The organism is Acidovorax sp. SUPP950 (assembly GCF_030158935.1).
In the GTDB taxonomy this organism is placed as follows: domain Bacteria; phylum Pseudomonadota; class Gammaproteobacteria; order Burkholderiales; family Burkholderiaceae_C; genus Paracidovorax.
This window is the reverse complement of record NZ_BQXE01000002.1, coordinates 446962-472113: the sequence shown is the minus strand read 5'-3', so window position 1 is coordinate 472113 and position 25152 is coordinate 446962. Positions and strand designations below refer to the sequence as shown.

The 25152-nt window shown below is 66.2% G+C and carries 18 protein-coding genes; 7 read left to right on the top strand and 11 right to left on the bottom strand.

Annotated features, from left to right (window positions below; translation table 11 throughout):
* The first annotated feature begins 61 nt into the window (after nucleotides 1-61).
* From AVME950_RS11265 to AVME950_RS11250, 4 genes are all read left to right on the top strand, one after another.
* Nucleotides 62-937 (top strand): cysteine hydrolase family protein, encoded by an 876-nt coding sequence (locus tag AVME950_RS11265; protein WP_284429895.1) that lies wholly within the window; start codon nucleotides 62-64, stop codon nucleotides 935-937.
* A 46-nt stretch (nucleotides 938-983) separates the two neighbouring features.
* Nucleotides 984-2174, top strand: a complete 1191-nt coding sequence (gene pncB, locus AVME950_RS11260) for a nicotinate phosphoribosyltransferase (RefSeq protein ID WP_284410935.1) — start codon at nucleotides 984-986, stop codon at nucleotides 2172-2174.
* A 74-nt stretch (nucleotides 2175-2248) separates the two neighbouring features.
* The gene (locus AVME950_RS11255) at nucleotides 2249-3952 is read left to right on the top strand and encodes an NAD+ synthase (RefSeq protein WP_284429894.1); all 1704 of its coding nucleotides are present in this window, start codon (nucleotides 2249-2251) and stop codon (nucleotides 3950-3952) included.
* A 232-nt stretch (nucleotides 3953-4184) separates the two neighbouring features.
* Nucleotides 4185-5231 (top strand): bifunctional nicotinamide-nucleotide adenylyltransferase/Nudix hydroxylase, encoded by a 1047-nt coding sequence (locus AVME950_RS11250; RefSeq protein WP_284429893.1) that lies wholly within the window; start codon nucleotides 4185-4187, stop codon nucleotides 5229-5231.
* A 66-nt stretch (nucleotides 5232-5297) separates the two neighbouring features.
* Here AVME950_RS11250 and AVME950_RS11245 read toward each other — a convergent pair whose 3' ends face one another.
* The 6 genes from AVME950_RS11245 to AVME950_RS11220 form a co-directional block, all read right to left on the bottom strand.
* Entirely contained in the window at nucleotides 5298-6419 is a 1122-nt protein-coding gene (locus AVME950_RS11245; RefSeq protein WP_284429892.1) for a peptidoglycan-binding domain-containing protein, read from the bottom strand.
* A 118-nt stretch (nucleotides 6420-6537) separates the two neighbouring features.
* A complete protein-coding gene (locus AVME950_RS11240) occupies nucleotides 6538-7794 on the bottom strand; it encodes a Zn-dependent hydrolase (RefSeq protein WP_284429891.1) in 1257 nt (418 codons plus the stop codon).
* A gap of 27 nt (nucleotides 7795-7821) precedes the next feature.
* Entirely contained in the window at nucleotides 7822-9291 is a 1470-nt protein-coding gene (hydA, locus tag AVME950_RS11235; RefSeq protein ID WP_284429890.1) for a dihydropyrimidinase, read from the bottom strand.
* Between the two features lie 38 nt (nucleotides 9292-9329).
* Entirely contained in the window at nucleotides 9330-10820 is a 1491-nt protein-coding gene (locus tag AVME950_RS11230) for an NCS1 family nucleobase:cation symporter-1 (RefSeq protein ID WP_284396603.1), read from the bottom strand.
* A 94-nt stretch (nucleotides 10821-10914) separates the two neighbouring features.
* A complete protein-coding gene (gene preA, locus AVME950_RS11225; protein ID WP_284429889.1) occupies nucleotides 10915-12222 on the bottom strand; it encodes an NAD-dependent dihydropyrimidine dehydrogenase subunit PreA in 1308 nt (435 codons plus the stop codon).
* Between the two features lie 49 nt (nucleotides 12223-12271).
* Nucleotides 12272-13621, bottom strand: coding sequence for an NAD(P)-dependent oxidoreductase (locus tag AVME950_RS11220; protein ID WP_284425965.1), 1350 nt, complete (start codon nucleotides 13619-13621; stop codon nucleotides 12272-12274).
* A gap of 316 nt (nucleotides 13622-13937) precedes the next feature.
* On the opposite strand from AVME950_RS11220, the gene AVME950_RS11215 reads away from it, so the two are divergent.
* From AVME950_RS11215 to AVME950_RS11205, 3 genes are all read left to right on the top strand, one after another.
* On the top strand, nucleotides 13938-14666 hold the full coding sequence (locus tag AVME950_RS11215) for a TetR/AcrR family transcriptional regulator (RefSeq protein WP_487088013.1): 729 nt from the start codon (nucleotides 13938-13940) through the stop codon (nucleotides 14664-14666).
* A gap of 156 nt (nucleotides 14667-14822) precedes the next feature.
* Entirely contained in the window at nucleotides 14823-16820 is a 1998-nt protein-coding gene (locus AVME950_RS11210) for a tetratricopeptide repeat protein (protein ID WP_284429888.1), read from the top strand.
* A 74-nt stretch (nucleotides 16821-16894) separates the two neighbouring features.
* The gene (locus AVME950_RS11205; RefSeq protein WP_284430237.1) at nucleotides 16895-18673 is read left to right on the top strand and encodes a glycosyltransferase; all 1779 of its coding nucleotides are present in this window, start codon (nucleotides 16895-16897) and stop codon (nucleotides 18671-18673) included.
* Nucleotides 18674-18734: 61 nt separating this feature from the next.
* Here AVME950_RS11205 and AVME950_RS11200 read toward each other — a convergent pair whose 3' ends face one another.
* The 5 genes from AVME950_RS11200 to asnB are packed head-to-tail and all read right to left on the bottom strand — an operon-like array spanning nucleotide 18735 to nucleotide 25150.
* Entirely contained in the window at nucleotides 18735-19868 is a 1134-nt protein-coding gene (locus tag AVME950_RS11200) for an acyltransferase family protein (protein WP_284429887.1), read from the bottom strand.
* 10 nt (nucleotides 19869-19878) lie between these two features.
* On the bottom strand, nucleotides 19879-20958 hold the full coding sequence (locus AVME950_RS11195; RefSeq protein ID WP_284429886.1) for a glycosyltransferase: 1080 nt from the start codon (nucleotides 20956-20958) through the stop codon (nucleotides 19879-19881).
* Entirely contained in the window at nucleotides 20955-22178 is a 1224-nt protein-coding gene (locus tag AVME950_RS11190) for a glycosyltransferase (RefSeq protein WP_284429885.1), read from the bottom strand. Before AVME950_RS11190 ends, AVME950_RS11195 begins: the two co-directional genes overlap by 4 nt.
* Nucleotides 22102-23286, bottom strand: a complete 1185-nt coding sequence (locus tag AVME950_RS11185; RefSeq protein WP_284429884.1) for a glycosyltransferase family protein — start codon at nucleotides 23284-23286, stop codon at nucleotides 22102-22104. The genes AVME950_RS11190 and AVME950_RS11185 overlap by 77 nt, the downstream gene beginning before the upstream one ends.
* Nucleotides 23264-25150 carry an asparagine synthase (glutamine-hydrolyzing) gene (gene asnB, locus AVME950_RS11180; RefSeq protein WP_284429883.1) on the bottom strand — a complete coding sequence of 629 codons (1887 nt, stop codon included), beginning with the start codon at nucleotides 25148-25150 and terminating at the stop codon, nucleotides 23264-23266. The genes AVME950_RS11185 and asnB overlap by 23 nt, the downstream gene beginning before the upstream one ends.
* Nucleotides 25151-25152: the final 2 nt, after the last annotated feature.

Genomic DNA, 25152 nt, shown 5'->3' with positions numbered 1-25152 from the left:
TTAGTTGCAAAATCAAACTAACAGGAATAGACTGCACCCATTGCCCCGAGGACCTTGCACCATGACCCGATCCATGAACCGCCCCTTGACGACCCAGCTGCTGGTGATCGACCCACAGAACGATTTCTGCGACCTGCCCACCGAGTGGCAGCCGGCGCACCCGCTCACCGGCCAGTCCATCGCCCCCGCCTTGCCCGTGCCCGGCGCCCATGCCGACATGCAGCGCCTGGCCGCCTTCATCCGGCGCCAGGGCCAGGCGCTGGAGGCGATCACCGTCACGCTCGACTCGCACCAGCGCTACGACGTGGCGCACCCCTCGTTCTGGCGCCAGGGCGATGGCGGCGAGGTCGCCCCGTTCACGACCATCACCGCGGCGCAGGTGCGCGCCGGCGCGTTCGCCCCGCGCGATGCCGCAGCCCTGCCCCGCGTGCTGGCCTACCTGGACGCGCTGGAGGCGCAAGGGCGCTACACGCTGATGGTGTGGCCGGTGCACTGCGAGATCGGCAGCTGGGGCCACGGCGTGCATGCCGACGTGCTGGCCGCCTGCGGCGCGTGGCAGGCACAGCGCCAGCGCGCGGTGCACCCCGTGTTCAAGGGCACCAACCCCTGGACCGAGCACTACAGCGCCATCGAGGCCGAGGTGCCCGATGCCGACGACCCCGCCACCTTGCTCAACACCCGGCTGCTCCACGCCCTGGGGACGGCGGACCGCCTCGTCGTTGCGGGCGAGGCCGGCAGCCACTGCGTGCGCGCCACCACCGAGCACATCGTGCAGCACCTGCCCCGGCTGCAGCCGGGCTGGCGGGCGGACCGCCTCGTGCTGCTGACCGACTGCATGGCGCCCGTGGCCGGTTTCGGGGCGCAGCAGCAGGACTTTCTGGACGCCCTGCAGGCCCAGGGAGCGCAACTGGCGCGCAGCGATGAAATCCGCCTCTAGCGCAGGTTCGCTCCCGGCATCCCTTCCTAAAAACATAGCAAACGCCATGCAACCCGTCATCACCAGCCTGCTCGATACCGACCTCTACAAATTCACGATGTGGCAGGCGCTGCTGCACAGCCACCCGCAGACGCAGGCCGAATACCGCTTCGTCTGCCGCAACCGGCCGGCCTATCCGCTGGCCGAGCTGCTCGGCGAAGTGAACGCGGCGCTGGACGCGCTGTGCACGCTGCGGTTTTCCCCCGGTGAGCTGGACTACCTGGCCGGCCTGCGCTTCATCAAAAGCGACTTCGTGGACTTTCTGCGCCTGTTCCAGTTCCAGCGCGCGTTCATCGAGGCACGGGCCGAGGGCGGCGACCTGCACATCGTGGCGCGCGGCCCGCAGGTGCATGTGATGGGGTTCGAGATCTTCGTGCTGGCGATCGTGAACGAGCTGTATTTCCGCCGCTTCGACCCGGCCGCGGCGCTGGCCGAAGGACGCCGCCGGCTGGCGGACAAGATCGCGCACGTGCAGGCGCTCTCGGGCGAGTCCGAGCGCACGCACCCGTTCGAGATGTTCGACTTCGGGCTGCGCCGGCGCTACAGCGGCGCGTGGCAGCGCGAGGTGGTGCAAGCCTTCGCACAGCAGGCGCCGCAGTGGTTCAAGGGCACCTCCAACGTGATGCTGGCGCGCGACCTGAACCTGGTGCCCATCGGCACCATGGCGCACGAGTATTTGCAGACCTACCAGGCCCTGGGCGTACGGCTGCGCGACTTTCAAAAAGCGGCGCTAGAGGACTGGGTGCAGGAGTACCGGGGCGACCTCGGGATCGCGCTGACCGATACGGTGGGCATGGACGCCTTCCTGGCCGACTTCGACCTGTACTTCGCCAAGCTGTTCGACGGCCTGCGCCACGATTCGGGCGACCCGGTGGCCTGGGGCGAGAAGGCGCTGGCGCACTACGCCCGCCTGCGCATCGACGCGCACACCAAGCGGCTCGTGTTCTCCGACGGACTGAACGTGGACAAGGCGCTGTCGCTGCACCGCCATTTCAGCGACCGGGTGCAACTGGGCTTCGGCATCGGCACGCAGCTCACCAACGACATGGGCGTGGCGCCGCTCAACATCGTGATGAAGATCACCCACGCCAACGGCCAGCCGGTGGCCAAGCTCTCGGACAGCCCGGGCAAGACGCTGTGCGACGACGAAACCTACCTGGCCTACCTGCGGCAGGTGTTCAACGTGCCACCGCCATGAGGCACCGCGGCACGCCGCCGCCCCGCCACCGAACCATCGCCGCTTGAAGAAGAAAGACAGAAAGGAAAGACCCCATGCTCCGCATCACCCTGGCCCAACTCAACCTCACCGTGGGCGACATCGAAGGCAACGTCGAGCGCATGATCGCGGCGGCGCAGGAGGCCGCGGCCGCGCAGTCCGAACTCGTGGTGTTCTCCGAGTTGTCGCTGTGCGGCTACTACCCGGGCGACCTGCTGGAGGAGCCCGCCTTTCTCGAACGCCTGGACGCGGGCCTGGCCCGGCTGTGCGAGGCATCGGCCGGCCTGCCTGCGCTGCACTGGGTGGTCGGCATGCCGGTGCGCACACCGGGGCCGGGCAAGCGGCTGCTGAACGCGCTGCGGGTGCTGCGGGCGGGCGAGGTGCGGCTGTCGTATGCCAAGCAGCTGCTGCCCACCTACAACGTCTTCGACGAGCGTCGCCATTTCGAGCCCGGCCCGGACGTGGCCAAGGTGCTGCGCATCGGCACCTCGCAGGTGGGGTTCATCGTGTGCGAGGACGGCTGGAACGACAGCGGCGCCGACTACCAGACCAACCCCTTCCAGCGCATGGCCGATGCCGCGCCCGACCTGGTGGTGAGCATCAACGCCAGCCCCAGCCACATCGGCAAGCGCGAGCTGCGCCACCAGGTGTTCGGCGATGCGGCGCGCCGGCACGGCCTGCCCATCGTCTACGTGAACCAGGTCGGCGGGCACGACCAGCTGGTCTATGACGGCGCCTCCTTCGCGGTCGAGCCCGAGGACGGCGTGGTCTTCGAGTCGCGCCGCTTCGAGGAGGACGTGTCCACCGTGCAGCTGCTGGACAACGGCCACTTCGCCCGGCTGGACGGCACCGACCTGCCGCCCGTGCCGCGCGAGGGCCTGCCCACCATGGCGTTCTACCGCCAGCAGATCGTGCTGGGCCTGAGGGACTACGCACGCCGCTGCGGGTTCACGCAGGCGGTGGTGGGCAGCTCGGGCGGCATCGACAGCGCACTCACGCTGGCGCTGGCGGTCGAAGCGCTGGGGCCGGAGAACGTGGTGGGCATCACCATGCCCTCGCGGTTTTCGTCCAGCGGCTCGGTGGACGATTCGGTTCAGCTGTGCCACAACCTGGGCGTGGTGCTGCACACCCACCCCATCGCGGACCTGGTGGCGGGCTTTTCCGCGCAGTTCGAAACGAGCTTCGGGCAGCCGCTGCGCGGCCTGCCGCTGGAGAACGTGCAGGCGCGCATCCGCGGCACGACGCTGATGGAGTTTTCCAACGCCTTCGGCCACCTGCTGCTCACCACCGGCAACAAATCGGAAATCTCGGTGGGCTACTGCACGCTGTACGGCGACACCAACGGCGGCCTGGGCCTGCTGGGCGACCTGTACAAGACCGAGGTGTTCGAGCTGTCGCGCCACGTGAACGAGAACGCGGGGCGCGAGATCATTCCCCAGGCCATCATCGACAAGCCGCCCTCGGCCGAGCTCGCGCCCGGCCAGAAGGACGACGACAGCCTGCCGCCCTACCCCGTGCTGGACGAGATCCTCAAGCTGCTCATCGAAGGCGAGGGCCTGTCGCGCACCGAATACGCCAACGCGCAGGACTTCGCGCGCCAGCTGCAGGCCAGCGCGGACGGCCGGGCCCTGGCGCACCGCGTGCGCATGCTGGTGGCGCGCAGCGAATACAAGCGGCGCCAAGCCCCGCCCATCGTGCGCGTGCGGGCCAAGGCCTTCGGCACCGGGCGGCAGATGCCGATCGCCGCCCGGTATGTGTGAGGCGGTGGCCTGCGCCACGGAGAGGTTTGCATCAAAAATGCCTCCAGCACAATCATTACTAGGGCATATCGCTACTATTTTTATAGCAAATCGATGAATCCGGCCGCGTAGCGACCCATGCGGAGCGGTCGGCGCATTCGCCGCGCCCGCCCCCCGCCCCGGCCCGCCCGGCTACATTCCCAGCAGCCCCGACGGCGCCGCTCACGGCGCGGGGCGCCCAACCGGAACACACATGTACGACACCGCCATCTACATCGGCCGCTTCGAGCCCGTCCACAACGGCCACCTGGCCCTTTTGCAGCGCGCGCTGGACAGCGCCAACAACGTGATCGTGGTCATGGGCTCGGCCTGGCAGGCCCGATCGCCCAAGAACCCGTTCACCTGGGCCGAGCGCGAAGCCATGCTACGCAATGCCCTGCCCGAGGCCGACCGGGCCCGGCTGACCGTGCTGCCCGTGCGCGATCACTACAACGAGGCCCTGTGGGTGGCGGCGGTGCTGCGCGCCGTGTCCACGCACGTGCTGCCCGATGCGCGCATCGGCCTGGTCGGCCATTTCAAGGACGCGACCAGCAGCTACCTGGACGCCTTCCCCGGCTGGTCGCTGATCCCCATGGACCGGCAGGGCACCATCGATGCCACCGCCATCCGCGACGCGTACTTCGGCGCAGCGCCGCAGGGCGTGCTGACGGCGCTCGGCCCCCTGGCCGACCAGATGCCGGCCAGTACGCTCGAATTTTTGGACGTGTTCGCCCGGCAGCCGCACTACGCGGCGCTGCAGGAAGAATGGCGCGTGCTGCGCAGCTACCGCGAATCGTGGGCGCAGGCGCCTTACCCGCCGGTGTTCGTGACGGTGGACGCGGTGCTGCGCTGCCAGGACCACGTGCTCGTCATCCGCCGCGCGCACGCCCCGGGCAGGGGCCAGCTGGCCATGCCGGGCGGCTTCATCGAGCAGCGCGAGACGCTGTGGCAGTCGTGCCTGCGCGAGCTGGCCGAAGAGACGCACTGCGACGTGCCCGACGCCACCCTGCGCCGCGCACTGCGCGCCACGGCCGTCTTCGACCATCCCGACCGCAGCCAGCGCGGGCGCACCATCACGCACGCCCACTACTTCGACCTGGGCGATGCGCCCTTCCCTGCCGTGCAGGCCGATGACGACGCCATGCAGGTGCAGTGGATACCGGTCGCGGACCTGGCGGCCATGGAAGAGGCCTTCTTCGAGGACCACTTCCACATGCTGGACCACTTCCTGAACCTGACCGGCGCGCACGGCGCCGGCTAGTGACTGGCCGCCCGCCCCCAGCGGGCGCGGACGACCGACTCGAAGCCGGCAGCCGTCCGGCAGACGTTACTGGCTCAACTGGGCCGCAGTGGCGGCGTCGAGCCGGCCGGTGATGGGCAGGCCGCGCTCCTTCTGGAAGGCACGCAGGGCGGCCGCCGTCTTGGCGCCCATGGCACCGTCGGGCGTGCCGGTGTCGTGCCCCAGGGCGTTCAGCTTGGCCTGCGCATCGCGCAGCGACAGGCCGCCGGTGGCCGCCGACACGGGCTGCGCGCGCGGCGCCGAGGTCTGCGACGGCGCGGCGCCGCCATCCACCCCCAGGCGCCCGCCGCCGCCCAGGCCCTGGCCCTTGACCGACTGGGCCTTATAGCTGCGCAGCGAACGCACCATCTGGTTGAAGGCGTCCATGAAGGCCGCGGCGATCACCTTGCCTTCGGCCGTGTTGCTGTAGCCGCCCAGGCGTGCTCCGCCCGAGCCGCCGAACAGCTGGCCCACGGCGCCGAAATCGGTCTTGGAGGCGCTGCCTTCGGAGGCAGCGACCTGCACGCCGGAGCGGTGGTCGATGAGGGTGAGCAATGCGCTCGCTTCCTTGGTGTTCAAGCTGCCGCCCAGCGCCGCCAGCAAGCCGCCCGCGCGCCCACCCACCAGGCCGCCCAGCGATGCGGAGGCCCCGCCGGCGTTGTCGTTGTTGAACACGATTTCCGGGGACAGGCCGTAGTCGGAGGCGACCATCTGGCCCTTGCCGAAGTTGCTGCCGCCGCGCATTTCGCCCGACTGCATGATGGCGCGCTCGCGGTCCATGGCCGTCATGCCGGCCGCGCCGCGCTCGATCACGACGAAGCAGTTGGACTGCTGGACCAGCAGGCGCAGCAGGTTGGCCGTGGGCGGCAGGCGGTATTCGTTGCGCAGGATGGTGTACCAGCCGGCCTGCTGGTTCTCGATCAGCGAGACGGTGCCCAGTGGCGATTCGCAGCGTTCCAGCTCGCTGCTGGCGCCTTCGGTGGCACCGCCGGCCGCGCTGCCCGTGGCCACGGTCTTGGCATCGGGGCTGCCCATGCGCATGTTGGTGGTCTCGCAGCCGGCCAGGGCCAGCGCGGCCACCACGGTGGCGGCCACGAGGGTCGCGCGGGCGGGGGTGGAAGGAAAGCAGGCGGAGGCAGCGCGCCCAGCGGGCTGGTTCAGTGTCGTCATGGAAGGCATGGCTTCAAGCAAAGCGTTGAACGTTATGCGCTGCGGGGGCCTGCCACAACCCCACCGGGGGAGGGTTGCTGTAACACGGCGGCAGGCCGCCGCCCCAGCCACGCACCATTCAGGTGCCGGCGCGTTCCAGCATGGCATGCAGCAGCACGTTGCAGCCAGCGGTGATGTGCTCGGGTTGGGCGTCTTCGATCTCGTTGTGGCTGATGCCGTCCTTGCACGGAATGAAGACCATGCCCGCAGGTGCCAGGCGCGCCATGTAGACCGCATCGTGCCCCGCGCCCGACACGGCTGGCATGTGGCTGTAGCCCAGGCTGGCGGCCGCCCGGCCCACCGCGTCCACGCAGTCGGGGTGGAACACCTGCGCGGGGTAGCTGGACACCAGGTCGATCTGGATCGGCAGGCCGGTTTCGGCGCTGAGGCGGGCGGCCACGTCGCGGATGTCCCGGTCCATGCTTTCGCAATCGGCGTCGGTGGCGTTGCGCAGGTCGATGCTGAACTTGACCTGGCCGGGGATCACGTTGCGGCTGTTGGGATGCACCTGCACCATGCCCACCGTGCCGCGACCGTGCGGCGGGTGGCGGTGCGCGCAAGCCACCACCTCCTGCATGAGGCGCGTGGCAACCTGCAGCGCATCCTTGCGAAGGGCCATGGGCGTGGGGCCGGCATGGGCCTCCATGCCGGTCACGGTGCAGTCGTACCAGCGGATGCCGAGCACGCCCGTCACCACGCCGATGGTCTTGCCGTGGTCCTCCAGCACGGGCCCCTGCTCGATGTGGGTCTCGAAATACGCACCGATGGGGTGGTCGCCGGGCACCTGATCGCCCACGTAGCCGATGCGCTCGAGCTCGCCCTTCACCGTCTTGCCTTCGGTATCGGTGGCGGCGTAGGCATGCTCCAGGGTGAAAGCCTTGGCGAACACGCCCGAGCCCATCATCACGGGTACAAAGCGGCTGCCTTCCTCGTTGGTCCAGAAGGCCACCTCGATCGGCGCCTCGGTCTCGATGCCGTGGTCGTTCAGCGTGCGCACCACCTCGATGCCGGCCAGCACGCCGTAGTTGCCGTCGAACTTGCCGCCCGTGGGCTGGGTGTCGATGTGGCTGCCCGTCATGATGGGCGGAAGCTTGTTATTGCGCCCCGGGCGGCGCATGAAGCCGTTGCCGATCTGGTCGATGGTGACGGTCATGCCGGCCTCGCGCGCCCAGCGGGTGACGAGGTCGCGGCCCTGCTTGTCCAGGTCGGTGAGGGTGAGGCGACAGACGCCGCCCTTGGGCGTGGCACCGATCTGCGCCAGTTCCATGAGGGAATCCCACAGGCGCTCGCCGTTGACGCGCAGGTGGCTGATGTCGGTTCGGGTGGTCGTGTCCATGGTGTTCTCCGGATGCGTGGGCGGCCGTCAGCGGGCGACCGCCGTGGGGGCGAGGTCCTGCGCGCGCTTTTGCACGGCCTGGAACTGGGGGCCGAACGCGGGGCGCTTGATGTAGCGGCCCCGGCCCGGCTCGGCGCGCAGGTCGCCGTTGGCGAACACCACGCGCCCCTGGCTGATGGTGTGGCTGGGAATGCCGCGCACGGTGCGGCCCTCGAAGATGTTGAAGTCGCCCTTGCTGTGCTGCGTCTTCGCGGAAAACGTCTTCGTGCCTTGCGGGTCCCAGAGCACCAGGTCGGCATCGGCCCCGGCGCCGACGAAGCCTTTGCGCGGGTAGATGTTGAAGAGTTTGGCCGCATTGGTGGAGGTGATGGCGACGAACTCCGAGGGCGTGAGCCGCCCGGTGTTCACGCCGCCGTCCCAGATGGCGGCCATGCGCTCTTCCACGCCGCCGGTGCCGTTGGGGATCTTGGCGAAGTTGTCGCGGCCCATGGCTTTCTGCGCAGCGCAGAAGGTGCAGTGGTCGGTGGCCGTGGTGTGCAACTGGCCCGATTGCAGGCCGCGCCACAGCGCCTCCTGGTGGCCACCCGAGCGGGGGCGGAACGGCGGGCTCATCACGTGGGCGGCGGCGGTGGCGAAGTCCGGGTCGCGGTACACGCTGTCGTCGATCAGCAGGTGGCCGGCCAGCACTTCGCCGAACACGCGCTGGCCCCGGGCGCGGGCGCGGGCGATGGCCTCCGCCGCTTCGGCGCAGCTCACATGCACCACGTAGATGGGCACGCCCAGCACGTCGGCGATGGCGATGGCGCGGTTGGCCGCCTCGGCCTCCACCATGGGCGGGCGGGCCAGCGGATGGCCCTCGGGACCGGTGATGCCCATCTTGGCCACCTCCTGCTGCAGCAGGTAGACGAGTTCGCCGTTCTCGGCGTGCACGGTGGGCATGGCGCCCAGCTCCAGCGCGCGCCGGAAGCTGTTCACCAGGGTTTCGTCGTCGCACATGATGGCGTTCTTGTAGGCCATGAAGTGCTTGAAGCTGTTGACGCCCTCTTCCTGCACCAGCGTGCCCATGTCGGCCCGCACCTGCTCGCTCCACCAGGTGACGGCGACGTGAAAGCCGTAGTCGGACGCCGACTTTTCGGCCCAGCCGCGCCACTTGCGGTAGGCCTCCATCATCGGCTCCTGCGGATCGGGGATCACGAAGTCGATGATGCTGGTGGTCCCACCCGCCAGGCCCGCCGCCGTGCCGGTGAAGAAATCGTCCATGGTGACGGTGCCCATGAAGGGCAGCTGCATGTGCGTGTGCGGATCGATGCCGCCCGGCAGCACGTACTGGCCGTTCGCGTCCAGCGTCTCGGCACCGGCAGGCGCCTCGCCCGCCACATCGGGGCCCACGGCGGCGATGCGGCCGTCCACGCACAGCACGTCGGCGCGCTCTTCGCGGTCGGCATGCACCACGGTGCCGCCGCGGATCAGCACGGCGTTGGAAGGGGTCGGGCTCATGGCAGGTCTCCTGAAGGATGAAGGGGTGGTCGCCGTGCTCAGGCGCGGCGCAGCGGAGTGGGTGCCGGGTGCGTCTGGCCGGCCATGCCGAGGCGGTACACCACGGCGGCAATGGCCAGGCCGATGAACCAGGCATAGGCATAGATCTGCTTGAACACCTCGCCCACACCGGGGAAGGTGGCCGGGAACGCCGCGTTCAGAAAGCCGGGAATGTTGGGCGCCACGCCCAGCACGAAGGCCACCACGGCCACCGCATTCCAGCCGCCGCGGTAGCGGTAGGCGCCGCGCTCCTCGTACAGCGCGGCCACGTCCAGCTCGGTGCGGCGCACCAGGTAGTAGTCCACCATCAGGATGCCGGCCACCGGCCCCAGCAGCGCCGAGTAGCCGATGAGCCAGGTGAAGATGTAGCCCTGTGTCGATTCGAGGATCTTCCACGGCATCATCGCGATGGCGATGCCCACGGTGATGTAGCCGCCCACCCGATAGCTGATGCGCGACGGGCTCAGCGCGGAGAAGTCGTACGCCGGTCCCACGAGGTTGGCAGCGAGGTTCACGCTGACGGTGTCGATCAGCAGGATGATGAGCGCGATCAGCACGGCCGCGCCCGTCATGCGGCTGGCCAGGTCCACCGGGTCCCACAGCGCCTTGCCATAGATGACCACCGTGGCCGAGGTCACGAACACCGCCAGCGCGGCCAGCAGGCCCATGGGCACGGGCAGGCCGATGGCCTGGCCTACCACCTGATCGCGCTGCGACCGGGCAAACCGCGTGAAGTCGGGAATGTTGAGCGCCAGCGTGGCCCAGAAGCCCACCATGGCGGTCAGCGACGGCCAGAACACGGCGCTGAACTGCCCCGCCTTCTTGCCGCCGGGCGCGAACTGCGAGGGCTGGTCCAGGATGGGCCCGAAACCGCCCGCCTTGTCATACGCCCACCACAGCAGCAGAAAGCAGATGACGATCTTGATCGGCGCCGTCCACGTCTCGAGCTTGCGGATGGACTCGATGCCGTGCACCACGAAATAGAACTGGATGGCCCAGAACACCAGGAAGCACACCAGCTGGCCCAGGTTGATGCCCAGCCCCGCGATCTTGTCGCCCTCCAGGGGATGCCCGAGGAGCACGCCGGCCAGCGTGTAGATCATCATGCCGCCGAACCAGGTCTGGATGCCGTACCAGCCGCAGGCCACCAGTGCGCGCAGCAGCGCCGGCAGCTTGGCGCCGCGCGTGCCGAACGACGCGCGCGCCAGCACCGCATAGGGAATGCCGTACTTGGCCCCTGCGTGGCCGATGAGCAGCATGGGCACCAGCACGATCAGGTTGCCCAGGAACACCGTGCCCACCGCCTGTCCCCACGACATGCCGCTGTCGATCAGGCTGGCGGCCAGCGTGTAGGCGGGGATGCACATCACCATGCCCACCCACAGGGCCGCGAAGTGGTACCAGCGCCAGGTGCGCTGGTGCGGCTGGGTGGGCGCCAGGTCGTCGTTCCACAGTTCGTTGCTGGCACCGGGGGCATGCAGGGTCTTCATGGGGCGGTCTCCGAGACGTTGCAGACAGGCTGGCAGGCGGAAGGCGGGCGCGAAGGTGCGCACCAACGCGGGCAATGGGCCGCGGCAGCGCGGCTCAGGCGGCCACGCGCTGCGGGTTGTTGGGGTGCATGGTCCAGTTGGCGTACTCGCCTGTCACCACCTTGCCGGTGCGCGCATCGACCTCGCCAGGCGCGAGGCTGCGCAGCGTGATGCATTCGGGCACGGGGCAGATCGACACGCACAGGTTGCAGCCCACGCATTCGGCCTCGTTCACCTCGAACCGGCGCACGCCGCCATCCTTGGTGAAGGTGATGGCCTGGTGCGACGTGTCTTCGCACACCACGTGGCAGCGGCCGCACTGGATGCAGGCATCCTGGTCGATCACCGCCTTGTCGATGTGGTTCAGGTCCAGCTGCTTCCAGTCCTTGACCGTCGGCACGGCCTGGCCGCGGAAGTCGTCGAGGGTGTGGTAGCCGTGCGCGTCCATGAAGTTGGACAGCCCGTCGCACATGTCCTGCACGATCTTGAAGCCGTACACCATGGCCGCCGTGCACACCTGCACGGTGCCGCAGCCCAGGGCGATGTACTCGGCCGCATCGCGCCAGGTGGAGATGCCGCCGATGCCGCTGATGGGCAGGCCGGCGGTCTGCGCGTCGCGCGCGATCTCGGCCACCATGTTGAGCGCGATGGGCTTGACCGCCGGGCCGCAATAGCCGCCGTGCGAGCCCAGGCCGCCGGTGCTGGGACTCATGGCCATGCGCTCCAGGTCCACGCCCATGATGGAGTTGATGGTGTTGATGAGCGACACCGCATCGGCCCCGCCGGCTTGGGCAGCGCGGGCGGGCTGGCGCACGTCGGTGATGTTGGGCGTGAGCTTCACGATCACCGGCAGCCGGCTGTAGTGCTTGCACCAGGCTGTCACCATCTGGATGTATTCGGGCACCTGGCCTACGGCGGCGCCCATGCCGCGCTCGCTCATGCCGTGCGGGCAGCCGAAGTTCAGCTCGATGCCGTCGGCCCCCACGTCCTCCACCATGGGCAGGATGCGCTTCCAGCTTTCTTCCACGCAGGGCACCATGAGCGAGACGATCATTGCGCGGTCGGGCCAGTTGCGTTTGACGCGGCGGATCTCGTCCAGGTTGGTCTGCAGCGGGCGGTCGGTGATGAGCTCGATGTTGTTGAGCCCGATCACGCGGCGGTCCTGCGACATCAGCGTGGCATAGCGCGGGCCGTTGACGTTGACCACGTGCGGGTCTTCGCCCAGCGTCTTCCAGACCACGCCGCCCCAGCCCGCCTCGAAGGCGCGGGTGACATTGATTTCCTTGTCGGTGGGCGGTGCGGAGGCCAGCCAGAATGGATTGGGGCTCTCGATGCCGAGAAAGCGGCTGCGGATGTCTGCCATGGGAAATGCTCCGGGGGTGCGGGGTGTTGGAGGGAGAAGGCGCCGGCCGTCAGCCGCGCAGCGCCTCGCTGATGGAGAGGGCGGCCACCTTGCCGTGCTCGACCGCCTCGACCGTGAGGTCGCGCCCGCCGGCACGGCAGTCCCCGCCGGCCCACAGCCGCGCCACGCTGGTGCGGCCCATGTCGTCGGTGGCGATGCGCCCGCCCTGCAGGGCCACCGTGGGACCTGCATGCTCGGGCAGGTAGCTCTGGCCGATGGCCTTGAGCACCATGTCGGCCTCCAGCGTGAAGGATTCGCCCGTGTCCACGAGGCGTCCACCCGCCAGGGCCGTGGCCGCGAACCGCATGCCACGCACCACCCCGCCTTCGCTGAGCAGTTCCTTCGGCGCCGCCCAGTGGCGGATGGCCACGCCGTTCGTCTGCGCCCAGCGCTGCTCCACGGCGGAGGCGGACATGCCGTCGGCACCGCGGCGATAGACGATCGTCACCTCTTCGGCGCCCAGCTTGCGCGCCTGCACGGCAGCGTCCACAGCCGTCATGCCGCCGCCGATCACGACCACGCGGCGGCCCACGGGGACGGTCGAAAGGTCCTGCGCCTGGCGCACGTCGGCAATGAAGTCGACCGCGTTGCACAGCCCCTCGACCTGCGGCTCGGCGATGCCCAGCGCATTGACGCCCGCCAGTCCCAAACCCAGGAACACGGCGTCGTAGGCCTGAAGCAGGCTGTCCACGGTGGCATCGCGGCCCAGCACCTGGTTGCAGCGCACCTCGATGCCGCCGATGGACAGCAGCCATTCGATTTCCTTTTGCGCGAAGCCGCCCGTGGTCTTGTAGCTGGCCAGGCCGTATTCGTTCAAACCGCCCAGCTTGGGGCGCGCCTCGAACAGCACCACGTCGTGCCCGCGCACCGCCAGGCCATGGGCGCAGGCCAGCCCTGCGGGCCCCGCGCCCACCACGGCCACCCGGCGGCCCGTGGGCGCGGCACGGGTGAACAGGGGCGCGCCCGGGTCGGCAAAGTACGCATCGGTGGCGTGGCGCTGCAGCGCGCCGATCTCCACCGGCTTGTCGTCATGCGAGTTGCGCACGCAGGCCTGCTCGCACAGCACCTCGGTCGGGCAGACGCGGGCGCACATGCCGCCGAGCGGGTTGGCCTCGAGAATGGCGCGGGCCGCGCCGCGGTCGTTGCCCTGTGCGACGCGGTGGATGAATGCGGGAATGTCGATGCCGGTCGGGCACGCCGTGGCACACGGCGCATCGAAGCAGTAGTAGCAGCGCTCGGCCTCTACCAGAGCCTGCGCCTTGGTGAGCGGCGGATGCGCGTCGCCGAAGTTCACGGCGTAGTCGGCCAGGTTCAGGCGTGCGGCATGAATGCCGCACGCGCGGCTTGCGGTCGTTTCCATCGGTAGTCCTCGGGGCGAAGGGTCAGGGACGGGAGATCAGGGACGGGAGAGGGGCGCGCGAACGCGGCGGGGCGCGTGGGCGTGGCGCTTGCGGCGTTGGCGGGGCCAGGCGCAGGCGGCCGGGCGGCCGCACATCGGAACAGTCTGCAGAGGTTTCATCGGGGGGCCTCGCTGTCGTGGTGCAGGTGTCTTCGGCGGTGCCGTGCCCTGCTGGTTTTCAATTTACCAATCAGTAAAAATTTACCAATCGGTAAAATCCCCTAGTGCAAACACCGTGCCAGCGAAAACACCCCGCAGTCGTTCCACAATGGTGCAAATGAGCCCTTCGCCCAAGCCCTCCCGCCCCGCACCTGTGCGAACGCGCACCGCCCTTCAGCCCCCCGCGCCCGATGGAGCGCCCGCCGACCCGGGGCGCCCGCCCACCGCCTCGCGGCTCAAAAAGGAACAGGCCATCCTCACCGAGGCGGAGACGCAGTTTGCGCAGTTCGGTTTCGAGGGCGCGTCGCTGGAAAGCATCGCCGCGGCCATCGGGCTGAGCCGCCACAACCTGCTGTACTACTTTCCGAACAAGGAGGCGCTGTACCTGCGCGTGCTGGACGACGTGCTCAACCAGTGGCTGGCCGGCATGGAAGAGATGTCCCATGGCGATGATCCGCACGAGGCGCTGCGCCGCTACATCCGCGCCAAGCTGCGCTCGTCGCTGGAGCGGCCGAACGCCGCCAAGGTGTTCGCCAAGGAGGTCATCGCCGGTGCGCCGCGCTACGCGGGCGTGATCGCCGAACGCGTGGGCCCCGTGCTCAAGAACGATGTGCGCACCTTCGAGCGCTGGGCGCGCGAGGGCCGCATCGCCAAGGTGAATTTCACCCATCTCATGTTCATCATCTGGTCAGTGACCCAGGCCTACGCGGACCAGCAGGCCCAGTTCGCGCTGCTGCTGGGCAAGCCCGCGCTGACCGAGCGCGACTACGACAAGGCGGAGGAATTGCTCTGCCACCTGGTGCTGCGGGGCCTGGAACCCGGGCCGGCGGCGCCCGCCCAGGACTGAAATCGGGCCGCCGGGCCGCTGGCAATGGCCCGGCCTGGAGGCACCCCGCATCCGGCGGTGCCAAGCGGGTGCGAAAATTCCATCGCTTAGACTTCCCGGCTGCCTGCGCGCACTGCCACGCACCGCTGCGCCCGTCCACCTGCTTTCTATCCGCCCATGGCCAAACCGTCCATTTCCCTTGCTGTATTCGGCATCGCCGTTCTGGCGGCCGTGCTGGCCATCTACCTGCCCGGCTGGAACCATGCGTTGCTGTTCGACGATCTGCGGCTTTCCGACGGCGCGATCTTCGGTAGCTACGGCAGCCTGCTCACCTTCAAGCAGCGGATGCTGTCATATGGCAGCTTCATCTGGGTGGACTCCTTGGCTGGCCCCGGCTGGGGCAAGCAGCGACTCGTGAACATTGCACTGCATCTGGCCACGGTGGCCGCGCTGTATGCGCTGGTGCGTGACCTGCTGGCCCGCACGCGCTTCCCGGAGGAATTCGAATCGCAGCCGCATTTCGGCCTGTCGCAACAGGCGGCGGTGCGGGTGGGCGTGGCACTGTTCGCGGTCAATCCCATGGCGGTGTATGCCGTGGCGTACCTGGTGCAGCGCTCGATCGTCATGGCCACGCTGTTCTCGGTGCTGGCGTGCTGGTGTTTCGTGCGGGGCCTGTCCGGCCGGGGCGTGCTCTGGTATGGCCTGGCCCTGCTGAGCTACGTGGCGGCGGTGCTGTCCAAGGAACATGCGGTCATGGTCGCTGCGATGAGCGTGCCGCTGTATATCCATGTCCGCCGCCCGAGCTGGAAGACGGTCGCCACGCTGGCTGGCGCATCCGCCGCGCTGATCGCGGTGGCAGCGGTGGTCTTTTTCGGCATCTACGGCGAATTCATCGGCAAGCTCTTCGACCAGCGCTCGCTGGACTTCGCCCAGCAGCTGGATCGCCTGAGCCCGGGGATCACGCAGCGCATGTACCCGCTCAGCATCCTGAACGAGGCGGCGCTCTTCTTTGCCTACGGGTTTCTGTGGTTCTTCCCCAACGTGATGTGGATGTCGGTGGACCTGCGGCCGGCGTTCCCGCTGTCGTATGCCGCATTCCCGCAGATCCTGGGCATCTTCGGCTATTTGGCGCTGTGGGCCGCCGCGCTCTGGGCCGTGCTGCGCCGCCGCGGGGCGTTGAGCCTCGTGGGCGTGGCGCTGATGTTCCCGCTGCTGCTGTACGTGACCGAGTTCGCGACCGTGTGGGTGCAGGACCCGTTCGTGCTCTACCGCAGCTATCTCTGGGCCATCGCCGTGCCGATCTTGGTCGCCATCGTGCTGACCGGCTTCAAGCCGAAAACCATTTACGTGCTGGGCTGCATGGTGGGCCTGGTGTTCAGCCTGCTGGCGTTCGAGCGGGTGGAATCCCTGCGGGACGACTACGCCGCCTGGGGCGATGCGGCCGAAAAGATCGACCTGCAGGCATCGCCGAGCGCCGTGGGCCGCTGGCGTCCATTCCTGAACCTCGGGGCCTACCACCTCGATCGCGGTTCGGTGGCCGAGGCCCAGAAGAGCTTTGCCACCGCCGAGGCGCTGGGATCGCTGCAGGGCTCCGCCCGCTTCAATATCGGCGTCGCGCTGCAGCAGCAAAAAAAGCACACCGAAGCCTTGGCGGCCTTCGCAGAAGCGGAAAAGCAGGGATTCACCGACCTGCCGCTGTACTACCACCGGGGCGAGTCCGCCTTCGCGCTGGGACAGTTCGCCGCGGCGTATGACGCCTTCACCCAGGGCATGACACGCGCAGCCGAAGGCATCACCGACAAGGAGGTCGAGCGCATGCGCGAATCCATGCGCATGCGCCGTGCCGAAGCCGCCATCGGCGCGCAACGGTACGACGATGCCATCAGCGATTTCACCGCGTTGATGAAGGCCAGCCCCAACAACCAGCGCCTGATGCTGGGCCTGGGCATGGCGCAGGTGGGCAAGGGCGATGCGAAGGCAGCGATCGCGCTGTTCGACCAGATCATCGCGCGCACCCCCAACGCAGCGCCGGCGTACTACGGGCGGGCCATGGCCCACCGCGCGGCCGGCCGCCTGGACGACAGCCTCAAGGACCTGGACCGCGCCATCGCGATCGATCCGCGCAATCCGCAGTACCCGCAGGTGCGTGCCCAGGTGGCGGCCCTGAAGAAATAGCCTGAGGCAGCGAGACCCCTGTGGCACTGCGCGTCCTGCACATCGGCAAGTTCTTTCCGCCCTACCTGGGCGGCATGGAAGTGTTCCTGGCCGACCTCATCGAGGCCCAGCGGGCCCAAGGCATCGAGGCGTTCGCGCTGGTACACGGAACCCCACTACCGGACGACCCGCCCTGGCTGGTGCGGGTACCGGTGCAGTTCAACCTGGTCTATGCCCCCATCGCCCTGGGCTTTCGCTCGGCGCTGGGAAAGGCCATCCGGCACTTTCAGCCCGATGTGCTGCACCTGCACCTGCCCAACAATTCCGCGCTGTGGGCCCTGACACTGCCTGCGGCCCGCAAGGTGCCGTGCGTGGTGCACTGGCATTCCGACATCGTCGTCTCGGACATCAAGTTGTCCGTGGCGATGGCGTATTTTCTGTACCGCCCGTTCGAGCACGCGGTGCTGGACCGGGCGCAGTTGATTTTCGCCACATCGCCCCCCTACCTGGAGGCCAGCCGGGCGCTGCAGCCGTGGCGCAGCAAGTGCGAGGTCATTCCGCTGGGCATCGACCTGCACCGCCCTCCCCCGCCCACCGCCTTGCGCAGTGGACTGCAATGGAGACCCGAAACCCAGCTGCGGCTTCTGTCCATCGGTCGGCTCACCTACTACAAGGGGTTCGAGACACTGATCCAGGCCGTGCAGGCCATGCCGGGGGTCGAACTTTTGATCGCCGGCGAAGGCGAGTTGCGGGTGTCGCTGGAGGCCCTGATCCGGGATACCACGCCCGCCGGCCGTGAACCTGCAGTGCGCCTGGTCGGCTCGGTGCTCAATGCGGAAAAACACGCCTTGCTGGAAGGCTGCGACGTCTTTTGCCTGGCGTCGCGCGAGCGCACCGAGGCGTTCGGCATCGTGCTGCTTGAGGCCATGATGCACAAGCGCCCCTGCGTGGTGACGGACCTGCCCGGCTCCGGCATGCCCTGGGTGGTGGCCTACGCCCGTGCCGGGCTGCATGTGCCCATCGAAGACGTGGAGAGCTGGCGCAGTACCCTGGCGCGCCTGCAGCACGACACGCGGCTGCGCATCCAGTTCGGCGAGGCGGGCTACCAAGCGCTGCTCCAGCATTTCGACATTGCCCAGTGCGAACGCGCACTGGCGCACCAATACCAATACCTGGCCCTGGGCAGCACGCCGGCCGCGCCCAATCCACGCGTGCTCGTGGTGATCTCCACCCGCAACCATGCGGCAAGCATCCAGCACCTCATCCAGCGCGTTCGCGCGCTGGTGGGGGCCGACGTGCTCGTGGTGGACAACCGCAGCACGGATGGCACCTGCCATCTGGCCGAAAGCACAGGAGCGCGAGTGCTGCGTCCTTTGCTGGCGATGACCACCTGGGGGAGCTTGCAAACGGGGCTTCGCTACGGACTGGCCCGCGGCTACGACGGGGTGATCACCATCGACGCGGAAGGCCGCTATGAGGTGGAAGAAATTAAAACACTCCTGGATCAGCGGTATCAGGGAGACGTCGTCGTAGGCTTTTTCCCAGCGCGCATGAGTTGGATTCGCCGACTCGCCTGGCAGTGGTTTCGCTGGATCACAGGATTTGCGCTACGGGATTTCGTGTCCGGCTTCCGGCTCTATAACCGTCGTTCACTGGAGGCAGCCACCTCGACAGAGGCCACTTTGCTCGACTACCAAGACATCGGAACGCTGTTGCTCCTGCGGCGCCGTGGTCTTCGCATTGCAGAAGTAGCGCTGTCCATGCAGACCCTGAAGGTGGACAAATCGAAGATTTTTCAATCTTGGGCGAACGCCGTTCGATACATAGCCGTATCGTCTCTGCTATCCATTGCGCACTGGCGCTCCAAGTCTTAATTGTTGACCGACGGTAGGCCTTTGCGAGAACTGCCTGCGCAGTTCGATGGCATCCCGTCAATTAGACGGGCACCGCCCGCGCGGCGCCTTGCCACCGTTGTGCGAGAACGCGGCCTCGTTCGCGCAACGGCTTTTCAATGAGTTGATAAGACATTTCGGCAGCGACAAAGATCAACACTATCGTTCCAAATATCTGGTAGTCCATTATTTTCTGAGGTGCCCAATGGGTCCCCAGAAGCGAGTCCGCACTGAGAAGCAAAAAAGCGACCGGAATATGGCACAAGTAAATCGCATACGATCGCTTACCCAGGTAGCCCAAGACCTTTCCTGCCCAGGCGCGGAATTCAAACGCCTTGAGTTGCAGCACTGAAATTGCAACGATCAAGCAACAACAAATATCCAATACCCCCACCATGAACCATACGCCCCGCATGTGAACAGGTATGGCCATGATCGCAAGAAGCAGCAGAATTTGAACGGCAAACAGCACCTGCGACCTATTTGCCAACCTTCCCCTCACATTCAAATAGTGGCTTGTGAACGTCCACATATAGATAAAGCAACCCAGTATTAGCGCGTCATATCTCACCATGAATATTATTTTTGACTGGTCGACGGGACGAGGAAGCAAAAGCTGGACAACCGCCGCCACCAGCAAAACGGCAAACACCTTTTTCCTTGGCAAGAAGATCAGCAGGAGTGGAAAAATAATATAAAACTGCTCTTCTATCGACAGCGACCAATAAATTGACAGCTGCGGAATCACATCAAAAGTCAAATATATATTCTCCACAGAGAGAATGGATGCCCAAAAATGCCATATGACTTTTGAAACATCTCCAAATTTACCAACCCCCTGAAAATACCAACTAAAGAAGAGAACGACAGCCGCCCAGAAAAAAGCCTGCGGAAATATTCTGAAAAATCGTTTTACAAAGAAAATCTTAAGCCCATCGGTGTTGGCGCTCCATCCATCGCCAACGCGCAACAAGGCATGCAGCTGCTTGGAGATGACAAAACCGGATATGACGAAAAACAGATCCACGCCACCCCAAAACTGGGCCACATTTTGAATGACATACGCATACCACTCATTATTTTCATGGGTAAAAAAACCCAGGTGCGCCACCAATGTCATGACAATGGCCACGGCCCTCAGGTTGTCAACCTCTTTAATATGGTGATTCGAACTCATTAATTACCAACTATCTCAAATGCTTTTTCATTGATTGAATGAACTGCTTTTCGCTGAACAATACCGCTCGCCGCCGGCACAGTTCCGAGAGCGTAGGCCCCACAGACATTTCCATTTCTTCCACCGCGTCGATCAGCGCTTCGATGCTGGGCGGCGGATTCAATAGCAGTCCAGTCTCTGCCGGAACGACGGTTTCCAACAACCCCCCTTCGGCCACACCGATCACGGGTTTGCCTGCAGCCATGGCCTCCACGGGCGACATGCCAAAGTCCTCGTCCACCGGCAGGTAGATCACGCAGCGAGCGTTGCCTACCCAGCGCCGCAGCGCGTCATCGGCCTGCCAGCCGGTGAACCGGATGTTGGGCGACTCTCCGGCGATCGCTTTCAATCGCTCCAGTTCCGGCCCGCCAGAGAGCACCACCAGGGAGCGCTCGGGCATCTGAAGGAAAGCCCGCACGATCACATCCACCCGCTTGTTGGGCACCAGTCGTGCGGTAGAGAGGTAGTAGCCCTCATCGGCCAAAAACCGAAAGTGCTGTGTGGCCACAGGGGGGTAGACCACCTCGGCATCCAAACCTGTATACCGCTGGAGCCGTGCGCGAACGTTCTCCGAGTTCACAAAAATGCGATCCATCCGGCCGATGGCCGCTTCGTACTGCTTGCGAAACCACCGCACGAAGATTGCGTAGAACGGCCGAAGCCACCACGGAAAACCCGCCAGCGTGCTGTCGTACAGGTCGTAGGCGAATCGGGGGATGGTGTGGCAATAGTAAAAGCGCCGGCCAGACCGCTGCTGGTAGACCGCCAGCGGGGCATAGAAGCCGCTGTAGAGCACGGTGTGGGCGTCGTGCAACCGTCCGGCCCGAAACCGGAAGCACCACATGCTTTCCAGAATGCGCGGCAGGCGCGCAGACCAGCCACCCCGCAACTCCTGCACTTGGGCAGTGGAGGCATCCAGCAAGGGTTGGGCGTCAGGGTAGCACCGGCTGACCAGGGTCTGAAAGTCCGGAAAGGCCTCAGCCAGCGTGAGCGTGACCCGTTCCGCGCCTCCAGCCACCTGCATGAAGTCGTAGAGAAGGTAGTTTTTCATGCCAGCAACATCTCCAGACGGGCCAGCATGGTCTGTGCGCGCGTACCCCAGTCGTGGGCTCGCACGAAGTCTTTCGCGAAGCTCGCAGGGCGAACCTGCGCCTGCTCCCGGGCCTGAACGATGGCATCGGCGAATGTCCGCGCATCGTTGCCGTAGCAGGCCAGGTCACCCATCCCATGGCGCAAAGCGCCCAGATCGGTGCTGGCCACACCCAATCCCGCTGCGATGTACTCATAGAACTTCAAGGGACGCTCGACATAGCGCATGCGTCCATCGGCCTCGCAAAAAGGAATCAGGCCCACTTCATGGCTTTGGAGAACCGCTGGCAGTTCCGCACGGCCAACGCTGCCGCGCCATTGGAGGTTGGGCGGCCATCCGTGCTGCGGGGGCGTACCAGGGGCGTACACCGCAAAGGTCCAATCGGGAAGCAAACGCGCGGCCTGGGCGAGCAAGCCGGTGTCCAGCCAAGCCGTGAGCCCGCCGACATAGACCGCGCTGCGCGGCTGTCGCGCCACCGGGATTTGCGTGGCAGGCATCAAAAGACGGGCCTCTACCCCATTGGGAATGTGCACCACCTCACCCTGCGGGTTCAGCGCACGGGCATATTCCACCAGGGGTTCAGAGACGGCCCACACTTCATCGAAATCGGGGCCACCCACCATGGACCCGAGCGCGTTGATGAGCACCGGGTGCAGATCGCGAGCGAACCCCTGCGGCCAATCGTTGAGGCGGCAGATCTTGGCGCGGGCCGTGATCTGGTGCAGCAGCAACATGTTGGGTGCGACATCGGCAATGCATGCGTCGAACGGCACGTCGCGCAATGGCGACGGGCAGCGTTGGCCATACGCCGCCAATTGCCAAGGCCAACGCAGAAAAAGCCGATGCGCGGGAAACATCGATTGAAGGCTCCACTCGGTGAGACCTTGCGAAATGCCCACTGCTCGCTGCGGCATCCCATGTCCCCATGCTCTCGCCAGCCGGGCATGGCGCTGGCGGCCCACCACGTCCAGCGGGGAGGAGAGCGTGGGCACATAGTCGACCGACCAGCCCGCCGCCGCCAGCGCGTGCGCCAGATGCTGAGAACCCACCTTGGTGCCGCCGTCGATGAACGACTGGGTTCCGAGAACAATCGCGCGCATGGCGTCAATGCACCGGGCAGGCACGGTCGGCCAGCAAGCCGCGCACCTCGTCACGAAGCCATTGGCGAGTGGCCGCCGCATTGAACCGCTGGCTGGCCAAGTCCGAAGCGCGCTTCATGGCATCGATGTCCTGGGGTGTGAGGCGCGAGAGATGCGCGGCCAGGTCTGCTGCCTCGAAACTGCCGCTGACCACGCCGCAACCAAGCTCGGTCACCAGCGCTTGCATCTCAGGCGACGGACCGATGGCGATGGCCAGGCGTGCCTGCATGAATTCGAAGAACTTGTTGGGCAGTGCATGCAGGTAATTGAAATTGGTGGGGGGCAGCAGGAACAACCCGATGTCATAGCCGTTGGTGTGCGCGGCAATATCGCGCATGGGCACTGGCGGAATGAACCGGATGCGCGAATGCGGGGCCGCCCGATGCTTCAACGCGGCGAGGTAAGCAGGATCTTGCTCCATCAGCATCAGGTCGAGGCTGAAGCGATCGTCCAGATGGTCCATGAGGTCGATCATCACCTCGATCTTGCGCGAGGCGATGGCTGCGCCGTGGTGGATCAGCCGAATACGGTCAGCATGCGTTGGCTTCACCGGCAAGTTCTCTGGCTCGGGGCAATTGGGCATGACGGATACCGCAACGCCGTAGCACCGCTCGTATTCGCGCGCGATGCCTGCACACACGGTGCTCATGCGCGCAACCTGTGGCAGCGCATCGCGGCAGGTGGCATCGAAGAAAGGCCCCAGCAACGTGCGCCACGCCCAAAGGTCTTCGAACTCCCGCGGCGCGTACTCGTGCGCGTCGAGCCACACGGGCGCACTGCCCGCCAACCGCAGCGCCATGGGCAGAGCCATGACATCGTTGGCCAATACCAGGTCGAAACCCGCTGGCACCTGCGCTGCGGCCTTTTCCAGCGCGCGGATCTGAGGGTGTTGCCAGTAATAGGCGTCGTAGCGTCGAAAGGCCAGACGCAGCGCATTGCGCAAAACCCCTTTGCGATCCGCACGAGGCTGTTCGACGGAGGTGAAATGCAGCATCCCGGGTGGGCATTCTCCGAACCCCAACACATGGACTTCATGCTCGTCCTTCAGCGCCCCGTACTGGCGCATCACGCGGGGATCGGAGGCAATGGGTGAAAGCGACAACAGCATCAGACGGGCCACGGCCACCTCATTCAGCAAAATGCCGCGCATGCCAGCGCGTGAAGTTGATCCAGCGCCACACTTGCCAACTGAACGGACGCTGCCCGGCAACGACCTGATCGAACGCCTTCAGCACCTCGTCCTGGCGAAAGAACGGCAAACCCAGCGGGTACCGCAACCATTCCCGCACCTGCGGCGCCATTTGCAAAAGCCACGCTTGTTCAGGCGTGGCGAAGCCGATCTTGTCCCGGCGATCCAGCACTTCCTGCGGCACCAGGCCACGCATTGCTCGGCGCAATAGATGCTTGGTCTCACCTTGGGGCGACACCAGGTATTCCTCAGGCAGCGTCAGCAGAAAATCGGCCAGCCCCGTCGTAAGGAACGGGACCCGGCTTTCCACCGAGAACCGCATGGAATTGCGATCACCATGGCGCAAAAGCCCAGGCAGGCCGACGCCATGCAGCGAGCGGGCCAACTCTGCCACCAAACGGCGTCCCGGTGCCGTCTGGGGAGGCAGTTCTCGTGGGAAACGCAGCGCCACGCCTGCATCGGCCAGTACCTGTCCATCCAGCCAAGGCGGGCAGGCCTTCGCACCGTTCACGCGGCGCAGCGTTTGGTAGGCGGAATCGCTGGTGTATTCCGCTACTGCAGCCTTGAACCCTTCCAGCGACGCCCTGCCAGGCCAACGCCCCCAATCCCGCAAGAATGCAGCCGCACCCAGCCACTGCCCTTCGTCCAGGAGACTGCGTACGCGCGGCCCAGGATAGCCGACATAACCGCCGCACAGTTCATCCGCGCCTTGTCCATCGAGCGTCACGGTCACACCGTGCTCCCGTGCCAGCTGAAACACCCGGTATTGGGCATAAATGCTGGTGCTGCCGAAGGGCTCACCCTGCGTCTCGATCATGTCGTCCAGATCGGCTGCAAGCTCCTGCGGCGTGATGCTCAGCTTGTGCGAAACCGCACCAACGTGCGCAGTCATGCGGTCGACCCACTGCTCTTCCGAAACCGAGTCCCCGGCCGCAACGAAGCTGAACGTGTGGATGGTCGCTTCGGGCTCAAGGTGCCGCATGCAACCCACGATCGTGGAGGAATCCAGGCCACCTGATAACGCGGCCCCCAGGGGCACATCGCTGCGCAGATGAAGCCGCACGCTGTCCAACAGATGGCTGCGAAGCGCCTGCGCCGCGTCGTCGATCGTCAGCCGTTGAACAGGGGCAATTTTTGGCGACCACCAGCGCTGCAGATCCAGACGCTGGGAGTCCAGGTCGTAGGTGAAACGGTGTCCCGGTGGCAGCGCACGGACTTCGGCAAAGAAGGTGCGTTCGCCAGTGTCATAAGCACCATGCGCCAGATAGTCATAGGCGATCTGCCAGTCAAGTGCCGGGGTGAACGATCGCAATGCCTGGACCGCCGGGATCTCGGAGGCGAAACAGAAATTTCGATCATCCTGGTGGTAGTAAAGCGGCTTGATGCCAAAAGCGTCGCGGGCACCATGCAGCAAGTTCGTTTCGCGGTCGAAGATGACGAAGGCGAACATGCCGACCAACCGGGCAAGTGCTGCTTGACCCCATTGGGCCCAAGCCTGCAGCAGCACTTCGGTGTCGGACGCCGAGTGGACATGGCGGCCAAGAGATTGAAGTTCTGAACGGAGCTCGCGATAGTTGTAAATCTCTCCGTTGAAGACCAGCAAGAATCGCCCGTCCCGGCTCGCCATGGGCTGGTGTGCTGCATCGGTCAGGTCGATGACACTGAGACGGGTGTGTCCGAGGTGCATTTGGCCATCGGGTAACCACACGCTCGACAACCCATGATCGTCGGGGCCCCGGCGCCCCAACTTCGAAAGGCCCAGCTTGAGCCTGGCCTCAGCATTGTCGAGACGGCCAGCGCCATACAAACCAAGAATGCCGCACATGC

Coding starts and splice junctions, on each gene's coding strand:
- AVME950_RS11265 (WP_284429895.1), top strand. CDS start 62: ATGACCCGATCCATGAACCGCCCCTTGACGACCCAGCTGCTGGTGATC.
- pncB (WP_284410935.1), top strand. CDS start 984: ATGCAACCCGTCATCACCAGCCTGCTCGATACCGACCTCTACAAATTC.
- AVME950_RS11255 (WP_284429894.1), top strand. CDS start 2,249: ATGCTCCGCATCACCCTGGCCCAACTCAACCTCACCGTGGGCGACATC.
- AVME950_RS11250 (WP_284429893.1), top strand. CDS start 4,185: ATGTACGACACCGCCATCTACATCGGCCGCTTCGAGCCCGTCCACAAC.
- AVME950_RS11245 (WP_284429892.1), bottom strand. CDS start 6,419: ATGACGACACTGAACCAGCCCGCTGGGCGCGCTGCCTCCGCCTGCTTT.
- AVME950_RS11240 (WP_284429891.1), bottom strand. CDS start 7,794: ATGGACACGACCACCCGAACCGACATCAGCCACCTGCGCGTCAACGGC.
- hydA (WP_284429890.1), bottom strand. CDS start 9,291: ATGAGCCCGACCCCTTCCAACGCCGTGCTGATCCGCGGCGGCACCGTG.
- AVME950_RS11230 (WP_284396603.1), bottom strand. CDS start 10,820: ATGAAGACCCTGCATGCCCCCGGTGCCAGCAACGAACTGTGGAACGAC.
- preA (WP_284429889.1), bottom strand. CDS start 12,222: ATGGCAGACATCCGCAGCCGCTTTCTCGGCATCGAGAGCCCCAATCCA.
- AVME950_RS11220 (WP_284425965.1), bottom strand. CDS start 13,621: ATGGAAACGACCGCAAGCCGCGCGTGCGGCATTCATGCCGCACGCCTG.
- AVME950_RS11215 (WP_487088013.1), top strand. CDS start 13,938: ATGAGCCCTTCGCCCAAGCCCTCCCGCCCCGCACCTGTGCGAACGCGC.
- AVME950_RS11210 (WP_284429888.1), top strand. CDS start 14,823: ATGGCCAAACCGTCCATTTCCCTTGCTGTATTCGGCATCGCCGTTCTG.
- AVME950_RS11205 (WP_284430237.1), top strand. CDS start 16,895: ATGGAAGTGTTCCTGGCCGACCTCATCGAGGCCCAGCGGGCCCAAGGC.
- AVME950_RS11200 (WP_284429887.1), bottom strand. CDS start 19,868: ATGAGTTCGAATCACCATATTAAAGAGGTTGACAACCTGAGGGCCGTG.
- AVME950_RS11195 (WP_284429886.1), bottom strand. CDS start 20,958: ATGAAAAACTACCTTCTCTACGACTTCATGCAGGTGGCTGGAGGCGCG.
- AVME950_RS11190 (WP_284429885.1), bottom strand. CDS start 22,178: ATGCGGCGGCCACTCGCCAATGGCTTCGTGACGAGGTGCGCGGCTTGC.
- AVME950_RS11185 (WP_284429884.1), bottom strand. CDS start 23,286: ATGCGCGGCATTTTGCTGAATGAGGTGGCCGTGGCCCGTCTGATGCTG.
- asnB (WP_284429883.1), bottom strand. CDS start 25,150: ATGTGCGGCATTCTTGGTTTGTATGGCGCTGGCCGTCTCGACAATGCT.